The organism is Sporolactobacillus sp. THM19-2 (assembly GCF_004153195.1).
Lineage (GTDB): Bacteria > Bacillota > Bacilli > Bacillales > Sporolactobacillaceae > Sporolactobacillus.
Genome location: NZ_SEMC01000027.1, coordinates 1 through 15,737 on the forward strand (window position 1 = coordinate 1; position 15,737 = coordinate 15,737).

Consider the following 15,737-nt stretch of genomic DNA (forward strand, 5'->3'; position numbering starts at 1 on the left):
GGGTTCTGTAATATGGAATAAGTTTTCCAGGTCATTGAATTCTACTAACATTTGAAAACCACCTGTCGTTTTTAATTAGGTAGTTTCCAGTATTTCCAGGTTCATTCATTTTAATCAGCGAAGAAGCTCCTTTTTTCACTTTTCAGGTGAAAAGTGAAAATCGCTGTAAACCTTGGTGGCTCAACGACAAGTAAAGTTCATACCGCGGGCCATGAATATTCTAGGGTAAACATCTACCTTATCATACAGGCTTGGCGTTTCTCCGTCCTGACCATAAGCCTGATGATAAAGATCTTGTGCGGTTTCATAGTTACGCTTTGCCTCATCAAAAAGGCTGATGGCCTGATCGTTAAGAGTCTTTACCTGTTCGGATACACTGCTTTCGTCATCCGTATCCATTAACGCCGCATGAACGCCCTCTTTTGCATGATTAATCTGAGTAACAAGTTCATCAATAGTGGGAATCAGATCGTCCGGGTCATCCGGATAATCATTTGAGATGTCCATAATCTGATTTGTGGCCTGAGTATTTACATGGGTCAATCTTGTATTCGCATGAGCGAAAAGATGATCCAGGTCTGTGAATTCTTCACTGGTTTTCAGAGGATCATCTATTGTAACAGAAGTTTTCAATGGACTGGCCATATTGCTTTTAAACGTATCCATGACCTCGTTCAGGCCGTCCTGACTTTTTGCGATCGCATCATCCACAAGCTCTTTATTTGTGTCCCTGGTTTTCTGAAGTGTATGAATCTGCTCTTTCATCTGTTCATTCAGCTTATTTAATGCTTCCAGCTGGTCGCTGATCTGTTTCTTCGTTTCCGTCAGAGACTCCTGCCGGGTCGCTGCTTCTTCTGAAGTGCGATTGGTCTGATCGAGCAGGTCATTAACCTGGTTCAGCTGGGATTCAAAGACCTGAGCCATATCCTTCGAGGACGGCTTGTAAAAGTCAGACATGGCCTGAAGAAATTGCCTGTCCTTCTGCAAAACGGCAGCGAAGTTACTGTTCACATAATTTATTTTGTCGGCAACAAGCCGCCAGTATATTTTTGAAAACTCCTGATTGAGCGTGCCTCTGACCTTCTGAAATTCGGTCTGCATTTTCGCTGAGTCCTCAACCGTCAGCTTCGGGTTTGACTGATAGGAAATAACGGCTGCTTTCGGTTTCTGACGATCATAGGTAAAAATATTCTCCGTAAAATCAGACGGAATGTAGATGGCAGCCTGATACACGCCCTGTTTCAGCCCATTATCCGCCGTGCTGCGGCTGACGTTTTCCCACTGGTAATGATCTTCACGGAAAAGCGGTGCCACCTGGTTACCCAGATTCAGATGCTGACTGCCTATATCTGCCCCCTGGTCTTCGTTAACCAGCGCCAGATGGCCGATTTTCGCAGCCGGTTCAATCTTTTGGGGTTCGTTCTTTTTCACCGTCTGCTGCGTCTGGGGGGACGGCGGAGTCAGATAATTCGGCAGAGCGCCGGAAATGCACACAATCACAATAAACACAATGGCTATTGATCCCCATTTTTTTACATGATAGAAAAAATGATGCTTCATGATGGAGCACTCCTTTTTTTGCGAGTTAGTCTGAGTGATTACCTGTTTACGGTATCCAAAGTCATGGTGTCGGTCTGCGGAATCATCACACGACGGTCCTGGCCCTGGCGAATCAGATAGCCGAATCCGACATTCAATACTGGCTCTCTGCTCACATATGGTAATGTAAAAACCGACTGATCGCTCTTCTTCACCAGAAGCAGTGCATCCTTAGCGTTTTTCAGTTCCGGAACGACAGGATCGTACCCTTTCCACTCCTGTTGATTCCCGGAGGCAATGACATGAAAACCATTTGATGTAAAGCGCTTCATCAATTGCACCAGTCTGGTCTGATTCTGACTGCCGGCGTTCCGGATAAACGTATCCAGCCCGTCGATCAACAGATAATACGCCGGATAGCGGTCTGAAATTTCCTTCCGGGGCAGGCTGCTTTCAAGCATCAGGCGTTTGACTTTCTGTTCCCTGACCGACAAAGCTTTTTCCAGCTGATTCAGATACCGTTCAATCACGTCGCCATCGTCCAGGTACATCCAGCCTTGCTGCTCCGCCACCCGGGCCAGCTGCATCTCATCTGAATCACTGACAGCCACATGTTCTGCTCCCTGCCGGATCAACTGTTCCATGAACAGCCTGATTGCATTGGTCTTGCCCCCGCCCGCATCACTGATGATGATAAACGAGTCCAGCTGCTTCCGGCTTACACCGAGCGGCTCAACGGTTTCCTCATCAAGTCCAAGATAAAAGGTATCCGGCTCCATCTCCCTGTTCCGGAGAAATAAGGAGACATCCAGTTGTTCCGGAAGCATCGGCACGTGATAGATCGTGTCGCTTGTCGGGTGGAAATGATTACACTCTTCAACCGCAGTGCGCAGCCTGTCCAGCTGCTCTCCGGCAGATCCGGCTTCAAAGGGCAGATAAATCTGTACACTTTCCACTTCTTCTCTTTTGATTAATGCCCGTCCGGGAATGGGTTCCACTGTCCGCTTCGCCGAGCCACTGAAAATGGAATAGAAATCCGACTGATCGACCATGTAATGGACAAGCCGGACGGGCAGGCTGGCAAGAAGGTTCGGACGGATACTGTTCGTCCTGGAGGCGGTCAGAATAAACTGGAAACCGAGACTTCCTCCTTCACGCGCCCAGCGGACAAAGGATTCTTCCAGCTCATCCGCCTGCTCCTCCCGCAGCGCTTCAAAATGATCAACAATGATTTTGATATAAGGCATAAACTCATTTTCCTGTTCATTAAAGAGGGCAATATTCGGTACCCCTGTCCGGCGCAGCGTATCCTTGCGCCGCCGGATTTCCTGATTCAGCCATTTTGCGAACTTCTGTATTTTCTCTTTCTCATCCAGCCTGAAATAATCCCCCGTGTGGTGCATCATGCTGAACGGCAGGAGACCGCCGCTGCCGAAATCGAAAATGTAAAACCGGACCTGATCCGCTGAATATCGGCGCGCGGCCTCAAGCAGAAAGGAAGCGACCGTCGTCGTTTTCCCAAATCCCGAAGCACCGAAGACAGCCATATTCTTCCCTTTCTGCAGATTCAGGTAGACAGGCGTCTGCCGTTGTTTCTCCGGATGATCGGCGAGTCCGATCAGGAAGCGATCTTCCCTCTCGTCTTCCTTCGTCGCAGCCGGCCGGACAATATGGAGCGGGAGCGGAGCAAGCCAGGGACTGGGAAGACGCCTGAGTCCCATGTCATGGTAAAGATCGGCAATCGTCTGAACAATCACTTCAAGCTCTGTTTTCTTCTTTTCCTGAGCCTTTGTTCTGGCATGGGCTTCGGAAATCGGATACAATCCGGTATCCCGGACATAGTAGACGTCATCTTCGGATGTATATATATTTTTCTCATAAGGTGCCCCGCTCCAGGCTGACTGGAAGAGTTCATAAATCTCATTATTTCCGACCTGCAGATATCCGCGACCCACCTGTTTCAATTCGGCTGCATCACCATTTCCAAGAATGTCATTACTGTCCGAAGCATCCTGCACGCGCAGGGCAATTTTGAACCGCGAGTTGCTGCGAATCTGATCATCAACCACTCCGGCCGGCTTCTGCGTCGCGAGAATCAAGTGAATCCCAAGACTACGTCCGATTCGCGCCGTCGTTACCAGCTCGCGTATAAAATCAGGTTCTTCCTTTTTCAGCTCCGCAAATTCATCGGAAATGATAAACAAGTGGGGCATGGGTTCTCTGACTTTACCCTGCTTGAACAAAAGCTGATAATCATCAATGTGATTGATGTTGTATTTAGAAAAAAGCAACTGGCGCCGGCGGGATTCGCTCTTCACCGCTGCGAGTGCCCGGTCACTGAAATTTTTCTCATCATTTATATTGGTCATTGTCCCAAGCAGATGCGGCAGCTTGTCAAACAGTTGCGCCATACCCCCGCCTTTGAAATCAATCAGCAGAAAGGCAACATCATGGGGGTGGAAGTTCACAGCCAGCGACAAAATATAGGACTGCAGCAATTCCGATTTTCCCGAACCGGTGGTACCGGCAAGCAACCCATGCGGTCCGTGCGCCTTTTCATGGAGATTCAGTTCCAGCACATCGGTCTTACTTCGCAGTCCGATCGGTACCGCGAGCGACTGGATCGGATCATGTTCCTCCCAGCGCTTCCGGATCTGAAGGTCACGGACATCCTCTGCGTGCATCATATCAAGAAAAGTAACGCTCTCAGGAATGGAGTTTGTAAACCCGCTCTGATGATTGAGCGAGGCAAGACGCCTCGCAAATCGCTCGTTACCCTTTTTAGAAAATGGATCCAGTCGGAAGGATTGTCCACCGGCGACCTTGTTCAGAATCAGGACATCACCTTCGCGCTCATTCACATAGCGAATCACCGTGTTAATATGTTCATTCAGATTATCTTTTGTATTAGCCAGAAAAAGCGAGCTGACCCCAATATCCGTGCAATCGTTATTCAGAAATTCCGTGATCTCGTGTTCATGAATCAGCTGATCCGAAGCAACGATGAAGACAATGTGCGGCAGGAACACCTTTTTCTCCTTCTTGTCCGTATGCTCCCGTATTTTCAGTAACTCGTACAATCCGGAAAGGGTCAGATCACGGGTCTGCTCATTGTATATCAGATTTCTTCCGCTCGTACTCAGACTTCTCAGATGAGGCAGCCATTTCAGCCACGCCCATTCCTCATACTCATCCTCATCAAACAGAACAACCAGACGCAGATCATGGTAGCTGTGGAAAAAGGCAAGCTGCAGAATCATCTGCTGGACGGCTTTCCGGATAATGGAGTGTTTACCGACAATGCCGACCGGACCGTCCAGCAAGCGGATAGTCAGTGGGACGTCGCGGATCGTCCGATAGTGATCAATCAGCTTCTTTGCTTCCCGGTACAGGGCATCGAAAGACTGATTGGAAAGATCCTGATCACTGCCCTGAATCTCATAATCCGGCGCAAGGTCGGTGAGACCCAGCCGGATATCCAGAAAATCCTCGTCTTCCCGGCTTCTTTCCCAGATGCGCGGACTGAGCTGATCCGTCAGTTCCTTCAGGCGATCTGTCGGCGGGAACTGATAGCGCAGAACGAAGCGCTGCTTTTCATAAAGGCTGTTCAGTTCCTCACGTTTTTCCGTCAGATAATGGGTATAATTCGTTTCCCGTTCATGTCTGCGCGCTTTTTCTCTCCGCGAATCCCGAAAATACTGATAGGAAGAAGTAATAATCGTCGATACGAACATCACGATCGACAGCAGCATATAGATCCCGCTCGGCTGAATAATCAGGACCAGTCCCATGACCAGAAGCATGACAACCGGCGGAAGAATCGTGATCCAGAGGTTTCTTCTGCCATCGTTTTCATTGTTTGACGGCCAGGAAAATTTCACTTTGTCCTTGGGGCGTTCATAGATTAACCGTGGCATACGTCGGTAATCGGGATATTTGTCCGAAAGAATCGTTTGCGGATCACGTGTCAGGCATAAATCAGTGGTGAAGGTTTCACCCGTTGAAAGCACCAGTAAATCATCCGATTTCAATGTCCATTCATTCAGATCCCAGGAAATAATATCGCCCGGCTGAAGAAGCATACTGCCCCGGACGCGTCCGCCATTGACGTATACCCGGGTATTTTCATGCGCAGGGAAAACGCGCCAGCCCGCCTGCTCCCTGCTGATCTGAAAGCCTGACTGTTCCGTTGCGGCGGGGAAGCTGAAATCTGCGCCGCTTTCAGGCGATACCGAAATCTGCCGGGCATTTCCGATGTAATACCCCAAAGGTTCATACCCGTCGGCTGTTTTTCGATAAACAAACATTCCTCCGGGAAAGGCTTCAGACTTCCCGTCGCTCAGGATCTCCTCTTTTTCTTTCAGACGTAAAGTCCATTGCCGGTTTTCCGGATTCCAGACCAGATGTATTTTGTCGTCACCAAGAGCAGGCACCGTGAGCGTATCAACAGGCTGGTTTCCGATGACCATCCCTTTTTTATGAAAAGGCTGCAGTTCCGTACACTGTACATATGCTTCTGTAAACAGCCAGATCTTTTCCATCTGAAGTTCCTCCTCCCAGAAGTATCAGGCTTCCCGTTCATCATTTCCCCGACGTTCCGGAACTGCCGGTACGGGTTCCCTCTTTGTCCTGTGCCGCAGATGTGTCCGGAGCTGTGCTGCTCCCGGTGGAACCGGCACTTGACCCGCTTGTCTCTTCATCAGGGGATCCACCGTCGTTGCCCGTTTCGGAACCGGCCGGCCGGGCCGCTCCATCCGCCGGCGAACTTTCTCCACTGCCCAGGATTTCGTTATATTTTTTCAGCTCTGAATCGATACTCTGAAGACGTTCCTGCTTCTGTTTACCGTTCATGGACAGGTTATCCTGAAGGGCCGCTTTCTCCTTTAACAGGCCGTACGCAATCAGCATCCGGTCATTTAATGAACGGGCCGTATTGAGTGCATCCGACGTTTCCCCTCTTCCGGTCTGAATCCAGTACCGGTAATACAAAGGGTTGCTCTGAAGCGTCAGATCGTTCAAAATAGTGTTCTGCTGCGACTCGGTCAGTGCCTCATTTTTCACATAGGAGACGGCAAGCTCATATCGGACAACTTTCGGCATCTGATCCTCATCCACCGGGTCCAGTACAGTGACCACATCACTGTACTGGTCCTGCAGATAATGCTCATGACTCTGCTCGAACAGATCCTGTCTCGGCATCTGAATGATGAAAGCATAAACCGTCAGGATAATCAGCGGAATCAATAACACGACAGTCCCGGTCAGCACACCATTTTTGACCCTGTTCCGTTTTTTCGGAAGCCTTATACTCCGTTTCTCTTCGCCAATTTCCTTTCTCCGCTCTTTCTCAACAAGGCCTGACATCGATTGAAAAGTGGTGCATCGCAGAATATCTTTGACAAAGCGTGTGGTTTTTGCCGCAAAATCAAATTTCAAATATGTATCAAAAGGATGGACAGGATCAAAGAGGAGGGCTACCACTGCCTTCACCTGCCGCAATGACTCTTCCTCCTGATATGAAACAGGAGGAAGACTGTCTTTTATTCCATAATGAAGAAAAACAGGTTCAAAACCGGGTGTAAAGAAGATATTTTCAGGAAAACAGGACGGGATCACTCGCTGATTTCGATAGCACGCAAAGAAGCGAATCAGATTGCTGGCAAATATCAGACGTTCTGTTGCTGTCTCCTGCTTTAAATCTGAAAAGGGTCTCAGAGTCTTTTCGGGTCCGGCAATAATAACGATTTCATCTTCATTTGTCTCGATCTTCCGTTCGACCCCGTCGTCAATGCTCCCCAGCGCACCGAGCTCATCAGCCTGGCGAAGCGGTATCTTTACCCGCTGAAAGGTCAGCACGTATTTCCCTTCTTTGAACTCTGCCTGTGCTTCATATTTTGATTGAAAAAAACTCTCTTCCTGTGGCATGATGTCACTCCTCACAATACGGTGAGTTTATCTCCGCTTGAAATCTTTTTATCGCGTAAGACTTCATATCCGCGAATCATCTGAGCCTTATTGGACACGCGTACCCAATAACCGGGTCGCGGCGGATCACTGATCCCGTTAATCTTCCAGACCGTCTGAATCAGCTGCCTGACCGGCTGCCTGTCCGAGATCCGTAAATCCAGTGAAGGCCTGTGATAATGCGACAGATCAACCGTGATATTGATATACATGCCCTCACCCCTCATCATGGTTTTGTCAAGCCGATTCATCCTTTATCTATAAAAGACCGAAACCCCGGATGAGGTCTCGGCCCTATTTAGATCTTTTATCCGTTGATCTGACCGGCAATTCGCTGATCGGTTTCTTCAAGAATGTTCGCCGTCTGCGCCAGCTGCCTGTTGATGTCATCCAAAAGCTGCTGCATTTGCTGGAAAGAGGGGCGAAGCCGGATATACTGATCCCGGAATGCCTGGCTTGAAGAGCCCTCCCAGACCTGTCCCAGCTGATCAATCATCCCGTTCAGACGTCCGATCATATCTCCCGCGTTCGCCGATTCCTGTCCGTATTTCGCCGCGAAACTGCGTAATTCTTCCGGTGTAAGCCTGATCTGTCCTGCCATGAAAAAACCTCCTCGGGTTATTGCACAACTTGGTGTGCGTATATTATGATGAATCCACCATAAAGCGGATTGATCGCTGAGCATTTTTCAACAGAAGTTTTCCGGATTATTTGAAAAACATGCGTCTTTTCTGTGACACTTATGTGAAGTAAGCACTTTCTTTCTCACATTATAAAACACATAAATTCCAGAAGGGCACCGCCATAAGTCACGAAAAACCCCGAAAAATCCCGCACGCTGAAAGAAATATCATGAAAACAGTATGGATTTATCAGGCCTTTTTCCCCATTTGGCATTCCGTATCGTCCCCAGATAAGTGATTCAGCTTCACGCTACATGTATTCACACTTCGGATTTTTCCGGGGCGCAGGTGTTGATCCCGAGGATGTTATGTGCGGCAGGCAGCATCGATGTCTTTCTCACTCTGGCTGAGCAACTTGAACGGCTGGCCTGTCCGGTCGCAGGTGTTCAGTGCATGGCCGGACGTCTTCATTCATTCATGCTGCGCACCATTTTGTAGGCTGCGCCGCCCTGGCAGAATTTCTATTAAGCAAAAAACAGCACCCTCATCCCAATGTGAGGGTGCTGCTCGAATGGTGTCCAAAAGATTGACTTAAATCCAATGGGCTCCAAATTATTAGAAATTCAAGGTGGTAGAGTGCCTTTTTTATACAGCTTTATTCACAGGTTTGAAAGCCTTAAAATCAGAAACAATATTTTCCAATTGTACCTTCTCCATCCCTATAATCATTGAGTTAATTTAACATTTGGATAGGTACTCTTTAACTGTTCAGTAATCATACTTCCGGCCATTTTGTAACTGCTAAACTAAAATCAACAGATTCTGCTAAATAGAAATGAACACTTTTCACCCAATATCAATCCAGATAAGTTATGATTGTCTTTTAAACATAGTTTGTCTGGAGGATCTGAAAGGTGGAAAAATTACTCTTGTATTTACAGGTTCATCAATTGAGTGAACAAGGATTCAAAGTGGCGAAAATCGCCAGGAAATTAGGCATTTCAAGGAATACGGTCTATAAAATAAATGTAAGCGGAATTTCCGTTGCTCTTTATAGACCTGAAATTCACTGGTTAGAATAATGTCACCCGCATTTTCACTGACAGTAATCAGGTGATCCTGGTCATAAACTAATTCCTCTGGCATACCACCGAAATAAGCAAATGCATTTTCATGGCAGCGAATCGTGTCTGTTGTGGTAAATGGTCTCCCTAACCATTCGACATATTTATATCGGGAATGGAAGAGAACGAATGTGATGAAGTAAAGTTTCACCTCTTTTTTATCCGTGTTTTTAAGCCTTATTTCTCCCAGATGACGGAAAGCATACGTTAGGCATAAGGGACTGGACATGCCCTAGCTGTGGGCATTATCACGATAGAGATATTAACGCAGCAAAGAATATTCTTCGGCTCGGGACGAGCCTTGGTAAAAGAGTTGTGACCTCTGCCTGAACGTTAGGTAAGTGTGCAATGTTCCCAGAAGCACACGACTTGAGTCGTGTGAGGTTCACAGTACATCCCCGCCAAACTTCCAGTAATAGAAGCTATCGTATCTGTATCTCCACCTAAATTAACTGCCTTTAATACCGCTCCTTCAAAGGTACTTTGTTGTACAATGAATAAATAACAGCGAAACTTGATTAGTGAGTTTACTTCCTACAAGTTGAGACTCTGTCACTCGATTACAATCAAGCGATAGAGTTCCTTATTTCAAGTGATCTTCAACTTAAAGAATATTTTTAATCTTCTCTCATTGTATGTTCGTCTATTTGTTCTAAATACCTTTCTGTATCAAAATGTGATTCTATTAGGTTGTTTAAAAACTCATTACTAACTTCTCTTTTATCCTCATACATATTAATCTTTGCATGTGCATTTAGTAAAAGACTTACTTTCTTTTTCATTTCTACCAATTCATCTATATCTAGGAGATTACAGGACAAAACAATATCATTATTATCAATTTTTTGCTTTATTTCTTGCATACTTTCATTAGTAATTTTTCTTAAAATAGAAATATACTTTACTTCATTATTATCTTTTTTAATTTTTACATTCAATTTAGCCATAATTTAATAAATCACACCTTTCGTAATTTAAAAGTCTTCAATAAGGTTAATTGGTTTTCCTGGTAAACTATTTTTCCAATTTCCTCCATGCCATCCATTAAAGTGTTCATTTGGCGTAACTGGATAAATAATATCTCCTTTATTTGCCAAATGCGGGTATTGTGATGCACTATATGAATGATGCCCCTGTACCGTTTTTCCATCTACTTTTGGTCTCTTACCATTCAGAATATCATTTATTTGTCCTTGATTCCAAGCTCTAGTTGGTGTTTCGTTATTCAGGATTCTTTGACGTTCCTGATACCAAAAATCATCTACCCCTGAGGCTCTATGTTTAGCAAATTTTTTATTCCATGTATATTGTTCATACTCAGATTTTTTAATAGTTCGATTGTCTATTTTGTTTTTCAATTCTTTCATTCTTTTAGCACTTAATTGCTTCTGTTGTGTAGGATGTGGGGTTAGATCCAATCCCTTTATTCTGTCAGCGAGTACTTGTTCTGCCGGTTTAGCTCCGCTGGATTTCCCAACCTCATCAACTTTCGCCATTTGATGTGCCTTCGCTATATCCTCCGCATCATCACTTATCTTTGCGAAGTCATTAGGTACCCCGGCCATCGCCGGTTTCCATTTGTTTGAGTTGACCGATGCTTTAGCATTATGGACAATTTTGGCTACATGTGCTTTAAACGCCTGGCCCTGCGCATGTTCTATCGCTTTTTGCTCGGGTGAGATGGCGAGCCTGCGGGTGAAGAGGTTCATCATGAACACGCCTTGAAGAAGGCTGCTTCTTTGCTCGTCCTCCGTCAGCTGCCTGCCGAACAGATCTCTGCCGGTTGCGGCCTGGGTGATACCGTTTGCGGCGAGCAGGGCGGTGATTCCTTTTTCACTTTGGCTGAGCACTTTGAGCGTTCGGCTGGCCTGGTCGTAAGTGTTCAGTGCTTTACCGGCTGCTTCCGTGCCGCGCGTCGTTTTGTAGAGGGCCGCGCCGCCCTTGGCGATCCGTCCGCCCCAGCCGATGATCGGGATAAATGTTGCCGCCGCCATGGCCCCGGCAGTGGCGCGTTCGCCGGCGCTCAGCTTTCGTCCGGTCTCCGGATCGATGCCTTCGACCGCCCTGAGATAATCATAATAGCCGGAGAGCTCACCGGCAAATGTGGCCATCGCAGATCCGGCTTTTTGATACCATGGCCGGTTTGCTTCCGCCTCTCTCTGCTTCTCCATCTCGCGAACATTTTCCTGCTGCTTTTTGTATTGCAGATAATTTTCCGTTACCTGCTTCATTTCGTCCTGTGCCTGGTAAATAGCACTGCTACGCCAGGCTTCAGCGTTGAAATGCATCGGCTGCACGTCCGCACCCTGCTTCGTTGCGTGAATCAGTTCGCCATAAAGCGAGGCAATGTACGGCAGATCTTCGGTAATCTGATGGTATTCACTCGTCAGGCTCTGATCAAGATTCTGGACATCAAGCACCGTCTGCGCCCGCTTTTTTTCAGCCTCATTCAGTGCCTGATCCACATCATGATTGGAGAAAACGGGGATTGAAACAAGATCGGAAACACTGTGGAGAATTCGGGAAATCTGTTCGCGCTGATCCCTGATCATAGCTTTGGAACGGGCGTAGCCCATCATCAGATCTTCATTGAGAAAAGGGATTTGCACATGGGTCCCGCCACCTAACTGCCTGTCGTCAATCTCACCGGCAATGCCCCGGTAATAAGCGACCTGCTTGTCCAGAAGTCTCAGCCAGGCATCAACGACTTGCACCTGCGCTGAATAGAAGTTTTTAATTGCGGTTGCGCCCTGCCCCTGGAAGTCGGAACCCAGTTCAGTGAGCTGCGTAAACGCCGTCCGGAGAGCATGGAACTGATCGCGGAGGTTTTGATAAGTATTTGCCTGCGATTCAGCAGCAGCTTTGAGCGATTCCGCATCATAAACCTGAGTGCTGCCTGCCGAACCTGCGCCGCCATAACGGGCCGCCCTCATCTGATCACCTCGTCCTGCCGCTTCAGAAGGTCAACATTGGCCCGTGTATCACTGATATTTTTCTGCACACCGGCCAGATAGGCAGATAATAGCCGTACCAGCATCTGTTCCCTTTCCCGCCAGGCTCCTGTTGCAGCCAGCCGATTACTGCCACAGGAAAAAGATCCCGGAGGCATCAAGCGACTGAGTGCCTGTTCCGCCTGGTCTATTCGACTCTTCACCACACTGTCATTGAGCTCAATCTTGTACATTAGAACAACCGCCCTTTAATAGATGTCAGATTGCGTTCCAGAGCATCTGCTGCTTTTTCCCCTCTGTCCAGCATTCGGCCGGCTTCCCTTGCCATACTGCCGGTTGACTGGAGAAAATCACTTTCCATCCGCAGCTCGCGAATTTTTGACTCAATCCGTCGCTGGTAGCCGTCTATGCTTGCTGTCATTCTGGCACGCATCCTGTCCTGCGCATCATCCCTTTTCCTTTGAAAAGAACGGGCACGGGAGCCAGTCCAGTGCGCTCCTGTTTCCGGCTGAGTCAGACGGCGGATCGCGTGCAGCGCCTCCGCCTGTTCCCGTCCCAGCCTTCTGTTGGCACGTTTCAGCCGTTCGATCTGATCGTCAAGTGCCGCGGAGCGATACGACAGCGTGCGAAAAATCATGTTCAGCGTTTCAGAAGCTCCCATGGAAACACCCCTTCCCGTTAAAAAGACCTGGCTGAGCCTGAGTTGTATGTACTCCCGTCCGGCCGGGTATGATTCCTTCTTCATACTGGATTAAAAGCCGAATCTCCGCGAAAGAATCCGGCCGGATTTTACTGATTAACTGTTGATCTGACCGGCCTTTCGCTGATCAGTTTCTTCAAGGAGGTTCGCCGTCTTCACGAGCTGCCTGTTGACGCCATCCGGAAGCTGCTGCATTTGCCGGAAAGAGGGGCGAAGTCGAGTATACTGATCCCGGAACGCCCCGCTTGAAGAGTTCTCCCAGACCTGCCCGGCTGATCAATCCTCCCGTTCAGCCGTTCGATCATATGTCCCGTGTTCGCCGATTCCTGTCCGTATTTGGCCGCGAAACTGCGCCATTCTCCCGGTATGATCCTGATCTGTCCTGCCATGAAAAAAACTCCCAGGGGTTATTGCAGATCACAGTGCGGCTGAAGGAGGGGCTTCATCATTTGGCATATATGAGACCATTTTGTGATGATTTTGTGAAGTAAGCACTTTCTTTCCCACATTATAAAACACATAATTTTCAAAAGAACACAGCCATAAGTCATGAAAAACCCCGAAATATCCCGCACGCTGAAAGGAAAACAGCTGAAATAGTCAGATGATCATGCATCCTTTTTACCGGTATTCCTTTTTACGCGCGACTTTTTGTTTCATTTACCTGCTTACCAATGAGTACCCTGAAACCTGTGATCAGGATCCGGCAGGGATTTTTGTAAAAAAAAGCTCTTCCGCTCTCTTCCGGGTTTTTCCGAACCGAAAGAGTCACAGAAGAGCTCTCAATGTGATCGATACTATATAATGAACTGCTGACTATCCATGAACGCACAGATCCACGTGAAGACGCCCGCTTCGCCTCTGAACGGAAACACGGTGATCGTAAAAATCTGTCATCACCTCAGGCGTCATGACTTCACCTGTTTTTCCGGATTTAAAAACCGTCCCCGCCTTAAGCAGTAAAGTATGTTCAAAGCATGGCAGAATTTCTTCAACATGGTGCGTCACGAATATCAGAGACGGTGCCTCTGCTGAATGGGCCAGGCGGGAGATCAGGGACAGCAATTGCTCTCTGGCAAAGAGATCCAGTCCGTTACAGGGTTCATCAAGGATCAGAAGCTCCGGGTCGGCCATTAATGCCCGGGCAATCAGAACGCGCTGCCTTTCGCCCTGAGACAGAAGTCCGAATGCTCTGCCCGCAAACGATGAGCATCCCAGCCTGTTTAATAAAGCCTGAGCTTTTTCACATTCATCCGGTGACACGCTGTCGTAAAGACCGATAGAGGCAAATCGGCCGCTGAGGACAATGGACTCCGGATCATCAGCCGGCCTGATTCTTTCTGAAAGTGCTGAACTGACCCAGCCGATTTTCTTGCGTAATTCGCGCAGATCGTATGATCCGAACGGCTTGTTCAGCACGGAAAGTGAACCGCTTGTCGGCCAGATGTAACCGTTGATCATCTTGAGCAGGGTGGTTTTGCCTGATCCGTTCAGACCGACCAGCGACCAATATTCTCCTTTTTGTATCTGCCAGTCCACATGATGGAGAATAGTACGATCCGCCCGCACCCAACTGACATCTCTGGCGTCAATGATCATTTACCGTTCCACCCTTCAAAACGTGCCGGCCTTTGACGAAGGCCCGGCCTCCAAATGTTTGATCCGGGGCAGTTCATCAGAATCTGCATGGCCGCCGCAGATCATGAAACCAACATGCCGGACGGTCACATAAACCTGATACCTGATCCCCAATGTTCTTCCCCCTTTCTCCCGTTCCAATCCGGGTTTATCCGGCTTATTGTGTAACGTTTGCTGTGATGTCTGCTGCGTCCTGCTTGCCTTCTTTAACAAACGGCATCAGGCGGCGCAGCTCGCGCCCAACCTCTTCCAGCTGGGAATTGTTTTCTTTTTGCTGAAGTGCATTGAACATCGGGCGTCCGACTTTATTTTCAAGGACCCAGTCGCGGGCAAACTTACCTGACTGGATATTCTCCAGAACCTTTTTCATCCGCGCTTTTACGCCTTCATCGATGACATAACGTCCGACGGTGAAATCGCCGAATTTCGATGTATCCGAGCAGGAGTAACGCATACCGGTTAACCCGTTTTCATAGATCAGGTCGGTGAGCATTTTCATCTCGTGGCAGGTTTCAAAATAGGCATTTTCCGGCTGATAGCCCGCTTCAACAAGCGTTTCAAAGCCTGCCTCAATCAGGTGCGTCAAGCCGCCCATCAGTACGGCCTGTTCACCAAACAGGTCAGTTTCCGTCTCTTCTTTGAATGTGGTTTTCAGCACACCGGCACGTGCCGCACCCAGTCCTTTGGCCCAGGCAAGTGCCAGAGCTTCCGCGTCGCCTGACGCATTTTGATGAACCGCGTAGAATGCCGGAACGCCGCCTCCGTTCAGGTATTCACGGCGACAGAAGTGCCCCGGACCTTTTGGTGCGACCATAAAGACATCGACATCCTTCGGCGGAACAATCTGAGTAAAATGGATGTTGAAGCCGTGCGAAAAGGCGAGTGCATTTCCAGGTTCAAGTCCCTCCGCCACTTCTTTGTTATACACCTCAGGCTGACGTTCATCCGGGAGCAGCATCATCACGACATCCGCTTCAGCAGCAGCCTCCCGAACCGTCTTTACTGTAAAACCATCCCGCACTGCTTTGTCCCAGGATTTGCCCGGACGCGCGCCGATTGTCACTGAAAACCCGCTGTCGCGCAGGTTCTGGGCCTGTGAGTGCCCCTGTGAGCCATACCCGAGTACCGCGATTTTCCTGCCGCGCAAAACCTGATCATCGATATCGTTATCATAGTAAACAGTTGCTGTCATTTTCAT

Annotated in this window: 15 protein-coding genes and 4 pseudogenes; 3 read left to right on the forward strand and 16 right to left on the reverse strand. The window is 48.2% G+C overall.

Annotated features, from left to right (window positions below):
• Positions 1–180: 180 nt before the first annotated feature.
• The 5 genes from esaA to EWH91_RS13110 form a co-directional block, all read right to left on the reverse strand.
• A complete protein-coding gene (esaA, locus tag EWH91_RS13090; protein ID WP_129930550.1) occupies positions 181–1,560 on the reverse strand; it encodes a type VII secretion protein EsaA in 1,380 nt (459 codons plus the stop codon).
• 38 nt (positions 1,561–1,598) lie between these two features.
• Positions 1,599–6,080, reverse strand: a complete 4,482-nt coding sequence (essC, locus tag EWH91_RS13095; RefSeq protein ID WP_129930552.1) for a type VII secretion protein EssC — start codon at positions 6,078–6,080, stop codon at positions 1,599–1,601.
• A 40-nt stretch (positions 6,081–6,120) separates the two neighbouring features.
• Complete coding sequence (gene essB / locus EWH91_RS13100; RefSeq protein WP_129930554.1) at positions 6,121–7,464, reverse strand: type VII secretion protein EssB; 1,344 nt, start codon at positions 7,462–7,464, stop codon at positions 6,121–6,123.
• Between the two features lie 11 nt (positions 7,465–7,475).
• Positions 7,476–7,715, reverse strand: coding sequence for an ESX secretion system protein YukD (gene yukD / locus EWH91_RS13105; protein ID WP_165364330.1), 240 nt, complete (start codon positions 7,713–7,715; stop codon positions 7,476–7,478).
• 95 nt (positions 7,716–7,810) lie between these two features.
• Positions 7,811–8,104 (reverse strand): WXG100 family type VII secretion target, encoded by a 294-nt coding sequence (locus EWH91_RS13110; protein WP_129930558.1) that lies wholly within the window; start codon positions 8,102–8,104, stop codon positions 7,811–7,813.
• 385 nt (positions 8,105–8,489) lie between these two features.
• On the opposite strand from EWH91_RS13110, the gene EWH91_RS14885 reads away from it, so the two are divergent.
• Both EWH91_RS14885 and EWH91_RS14890 read left to right on the forward strand, forming a co-directional pair.
• Entirely contained in the window at positions 8,490–8,624 is a 135-nt protein-coding gene (locus EWH91_RS14885) for a hypothetical protein (RefSeq protein ID WP_256359842.1), read from the forward strand.
• Between the two features lie 416 nt (positions 8,625–9,040).
• Positions 9,041–9,208 (forward strand): helix-turn-helix domain-containing protein, encoded by a 168-nt coding sequence (locus EWH91_RS14890; protein ID WP_256359843.1) that lies wholly within the window; start codon positions 9,041–9,043, stop codon positions 9,206–9,208.
• Here EWH91_RS14890 and EWH91_RS13120 read toward each other — a convergent pair.
• Positions 9,150–9,437, reverse strand: a pseudogene (locus tag EWH91_RS13120) (IS21 family transposase); the annotation flags it as partial. The gene EWH91_RS14890 and the pseudogene EWH91_RS13120 overlap by 59 nt on opposite strands.
• A 20-nt stretch (positions 9,438–9,457) precedes the next feature.
• Between EWH91_RS13120 and EWH91_RS13125 the strand changes: the two are divergent.
• Positions 9,458–9,580 (forward strand): annotated as a pseudogene (locus EWH91_RS13125) (zinc ribbon domain-containing protein); the annotation flags it as partial.
• A gap of 60 nt (positions 9,581–9,640) precedes the next feature.
• Here the strand turns inward: EWH91_RS13125 and EWH91_RS14805 are convergent.
• From EWH91_RS14805 to ilvC, 10 genes and pseudogenes are all read right to left on the reverse strand, one after another.
• Positions 9,641–9,742, reverse strand: a pseudogene (locus EWH91_RS14805) (ADP-ribosylglycohydrolase family protein); the annotation flags it as partial.
• A gap of 125 nt (positions 9,743–9,867) precedes the next feature.
• Positions 9,868–10,197, reverse strand: coding sequence for a hypothetical protein (locus EWH91_RS13135; protein ID WP_129930560.1), 330 nt, complete (start codon positions 10,195–10,197; stop codon positions 9,868–9,870).
• A 27-nt stretch (positions 10,198–10,224) separates the two neighbouring features.
• Complete coding sequence (locus EWH91_RS13140) at positions 10,225–12,183, reverse strand: T7SS effector LXG polymorphic toxin (protein WP_129930562.1); 1,959 nt, start codon at positions 12,181–12,183, stop codon at positions 10,225–10,227.
• Positions 12,180–12,434 (reverse strand): DUF5344 family protein, encoded by a 255-nt coding sequence (locus EWH91_RS13145; RefSeq protein ID WP_129930564.1) that lies wholly within the window; start codon positions 12,432–12,434, stop codon positions 12,180–12,182. The genes EWH91_RS13140 and EWH91_RS13145 overlap by 4 nt, the downstream gene beginning before the upstream one ends.
• Positions 12,434–12,862, reverse strand: a complete 429-nt coding sequence (locus EWH91_RS13150) for a YwqH-like family protein (RefSeq protein WP_165364331.1) — start codon at positions 12,860–12,862, stop codon at positions 12,434–12,436. Before EWH91_RS13150 ends, EWH91_RS13145 begins: the two co-directional genes overlap by 1 nt.
• Positions 12,863–12,997: 135 nt before the next feature.
• Positions 12,998–13,111: pseudogene (locus tag EWH91_RS15050) on the reverse strand (hypothetical protein); the annotation flags it as partial.
• The gene (locus EWH91_RS14810) at positions 13,057–13,290 is read right to left on the reverse strand and encodes a hypothetical protein (RefSeq protein WP_240697370.1); all 234 of its coding nucleotides are present in this window, start codon (positions 13,288–13,290) and stop codon (positions 13,057–13,059) included. The pseudogene EWH91_RS15050 and the gene EWH91_RS14810, both read right to left, overlap by 55 nt.
• Positions 13,291–13,717: 427 nt before the next feature.
• On the reverse strand, positions 13,718–14,500 hold the full coding sequence (locus EWH91_RS13160; protein ID WP_129930568.1) for an ABC transporter ATP-binding protein: 783 nt from the start codon (positions 14,498–14,500) through the stop codon (positions 13,718–13,720).
• 15 nt (positions 14,501–14,515) lie between these two features.
• The gene (locus EWH91_RS14525; RefSeq protein ID WP_165364332.1) at positions 14,516–14,653 is read right to left on the reverse strand and encodes a hypothetical protein; all 138 of its coding nucleotides are present in this window, start codon (positions 14,651–14,653) and stop codon (positions 14,516–14,518) included.
• 43 nt (positions 14,654–14,696) lie between these two features.
• A complete protein-coding gene (ilvC, locus tag EWH91_RS13165; protein WP_129930570.1) occupies positions 14,697–15,731 on the reverse strand; it encodes a ketol-acid reductoisomerase in 1,035 nt (344 codons plus the stop codon).
• Positions 15,732–15,737 lie beyond the last annotated feature (6 nt).